Here is a 2,644-nt window from a genome sequence, read left to right on the forward strand (position 1 = left end):
CCAACAGCATGTCCCAGAAGGCAGGCAGTGAGTACGAAGAAATTGTCATCACCAACTATGACCCCCGCCGCTACAACACCGCAAGGAATTGGCAACTGAGTATGTTCCATCTGTCCCCCACCGACGAGTACGAGGGACGTTATACCCTGATCCATGAACCAAATCAAAATACTTAACGATATGGAGGAATGAACATGACATTTATCAACTACACCAACGACGGCAAAGCCGTCATCCAGTCCGCCGCCCTGATTCTGAGCGGCCTGGAGCGAGAGGAAACCCTGGAGCTGCACACCCTGGAAAACGCCATTGTCCTGCTCAAGCCGGATATGAAACCTGTGGAGAAAGCCGCCGCTATGATGACGCTGATGCGGCTGGCCAACAGCCTGTGGGCGGATATGATGGCTGGCTGGAAGGGCCAGGAGGAGGATGAGGATGTGTGCGACGGCTGCCACGGGTGCGCCGAGGACACGCTTCCCATCCCCGCAGAAGCCTTTGCAGATGCAGGCATTCTCTTTGACAACCTCCGGGTGTTCAGCGTAGACGGTGCTGTTCTGGTGGTGTCCGACGACCACAAAGCCAAGTGGCACGAAGCGTTGACCAAAATGGTCACGGAGTGTGAGAAGACCCATGACTAACGATTACGATTACCTCTACCTCAACTCCCTCTCCGAAGCTAAGCGTCAAGACGAGATTGCGCTTTGGCGAGCAAGCCACATAAAAAATGTCGCCTGCAAGCAGGCCATCGAGGAGGCCATCCGCAAGGGCTTTGATGGGATGTACCTGGACGCTAACTGCGCCCAGAGCGTCATCGACAGCTTCGGTTTTAAGCGTGTGGGATGGGTGTTATCTTCCACCCTACAACAAAAGCAGTATGATGGGCGGTTCAGCCCTCAAAACAAAACATGGGCTGCATCCACTTTTATTCCCCCTTGTGACCGCAATTATGAGTTTGCGGTGGAAAGTCACCCTGCTGTGCTGGACGGCTTCGTCAACGCTTTCCGAGAGGCACAGGCAGAGCTAAAACTGTTCGACGGCTCCCACTGCGACGATATGACCGGACAAGCGCTGGAAGGCACGGTGCTGGTTATGAGTCCCTTCACCCTGAAGGAATCCTACTGGGCTCCGGAAAACCAGCTCTGGCTGGCGACTGGAGGCTTTGGATGCAACCCCACCGCCTCCGGCCGAGCGGTATATGCCACCTGTCTTGGCGACGGAGAGCAGGCCAGGTGGAATCGCAGCGACTTTATCGGCATTCTCCGGGAGGAGCATCTGCCCGACTGGGCCAGAGAGCATCTGGAGCAGCTTCAGCAGAAATCTCCCACCGTTCCCGACATGAGCCATCCATCCATGTAAAGAAAGGAGATCAACACCATGGCAACACCTAAGAACATACAGCAGGACATTCCCACCCCCCAGGTAGAAGCACGCATCGACCGTCTGGTAGATGGAGACTTCAAAACCGAAGCCTATGCCAGTGCTACCATCGCCGGTGCCTTTGCTGTCCACGGCATCCGTATTATCGAGTCCGACAAAGGCCGGTTCGTCTCCATGCCCCAGGAGTCCTACCAAAAACACGGTCAGACCAAGTACAACGACACCTTCCACGCCATCACTGCCGAAGCTCGGACTGCGCTGGTAGAGGCGGTCAATACCGCTTATGAGCAAAAGCTTCGGGAGCAGCAGGAGCAGAACTCCCGGCAGGCCATGAGCCAGCAGATGTAATGGTTCACCTGAGTCCTTTTTTCAGTGGGCCTCCACCCCCTGATGTTCCAGAGCATCATCCGGGCCCAAATACACACTATATTTTTGTAACTGGAGGTAATCTATGCGTAAATGGAACTACAAACGCTTTGCTCTCTTACTGGTGGTGGCGCTGGCCATGACCTCCCTGATGGCAGGCACAGCCCTGGCCGCTGGCAGCGGAGATGTAGCTGGAGCCGTAGAGAGCACCTGGACCACCGCATCCACCCAAATCAAGACTGTGGTCAACAACGTGGTCTTCCCTGCCATTGATCTGATCCTCGCCGTGTTTTTCTTTGTCAAAGTGGGTACCGCATACTTTGATTATCGGAAAACCGGGCAGTTTGAGTGGACAGCACCCGCTATTTTGTTTGCCTGTCTGGTGTTTACCCTCACCGCCCCCCTGTACATCTGGGGTATCGTTGGCATCTAACACCCAGCAAACCATGTAATTGATTGACACAAAAGGCCGTACCAGCTGCGGGGTCTTTGTGTCATGCGGTTGGTACGGCCTCATTCCGAAAAGAGGTGAACCAACCATTGTTTATTTGGGATTTTGTAGCTGATACTGTCCTGAGCCAGATCATTGATTGGATCTACAGTCAGATCATGGGCTTTCTGGGTAACTTTTTTGCCGAGATGGGTAACATGGGCGTGGAGCTGTTCACCATGAACTGGGTGCAGAGCATTGTACTGTTTTTCTCCTATCTGGCCTGGGCGCTCTATGGCACAGGCCTTGTAGTGGCCTGTTTTGAATGTGGCATTGAGTATTCCTCCGGCAGAGGAAACCTGAAAGAGACCGCCCTCAATGCCATAAAGGGCTTTATGGCAGTCGGTCTCTTCACGGTGGTACCCGTGCGGCTCTATGAACTCTCCGTCACGTTGCAGGGCAGTCTCACCG

The 2,644-nt window shown here is 54.3% G+C and carries 5 protein-coding genes; all 5 read left to right on the top strand.

Going from position 1 to position 2,644, the window contains the following annotated elements; genetic code table 11:
• The first annotated feature begins 194 nt into the window (after positions 1 to 194).
• Positions 195 to 638, top strand: coding sequence for a hypothetical protein (locus H9X86_RS11780; protein WP_204901695.1), 444 nt, complete (start codon positions 195 to 197; stop codon positions 636 to 638).
• Positions 631 to 1,356 (top strand): DUF3849 domain-containing protein, encoded by a 726-nt coding sequence (locus H9X86_RS11785; RefSeq protein ID WP_204901696.1) that lies wholly within the window; start codon positions 631 to 633, stop codon positions 1,354 to 1,356. The genes H9X86_RS11780 and H9X86_RS11785 overlap by 8 nt, the downstream gene beginning before the upstream one ends.
• 18 nt (positions 1,357 to 1,374) lie before the next feature.
• Positions 1,375 to 1,725 (top strand): SpoVG family protein, encoded by a 351-nt coding sequence (locus tag H9X86_RS11790; protein ID WP_204901697.1) that lies wholly within the window; start codon positions 1,375 to 1,377, stop codon positions 1,723 to 1,725.
• Positions 1,726 to 1,828: 103 nt separating this feature from the next.
• Positions 1,829 to 2,176 carry a DUF3852 domain-containing protein gene (locus tag H9X86_RS11795; protein ID WP_087389565.1) on the top strand — a complete coding sequence of 116 codons (348 nt, stop codon included), beginning with the start codon at positions 1,829 to 1,831 and terminating at the stop codon, positions 2,174 to 2,176.
• 107 nt (positions 2,177 to 2,283) lie between these two features.
• A partial coding sequence (locus H9X86_RS11800) for a conjugal transfer protein TrbL family protein (RefSeq protein WP_243416954.1) occupies positions 2,284 to 2,644 on the top strand: 361 nt, incomplete at its 3' end.

This window comes from Pseudoflavonifractor capillosus, from assembly GCF_016902575.1.
In the GTDB taxonomy this organism is placed as follows: domain Bacteria; phylum Bacillota; class Clostridia; order Oscillospirales; family Oscillospiraceae; genus Enterenecus; species Enterenecus capillosus_A.

Excerpts from the sequence above, each read along its gene's own strand:
- H9X86_RS11785 (WP_204901696.1), top strand. The coding sequence starts at position 631 with ATGACTAACGATTACGATTACCTCTACCTCAACTCCCTCTCCGAAGCT.
- H9X86_RS11795 (WP_087389565.1), top strand. The coding sequence starts at position 1,829 with ATGCGTAAATGGAACTACAAACGCTTTGCTCTCTTACTGGTGGTGGCG.
- H9X86_RS11780 (WP_204901695.1), top strand. The coding sequence starts at position 195 with ATGACATTTATCAACTACACCAACGACGGCAAAGCCGTCATCCAGTCC.
- H9X86_RS11790 (WP_204901697.1), top strand. The coding sequence starts at position 1,375 with ATGGCAACACCTAAGAACATACAGCAGGACATTCCCACCCCCCAGGTA.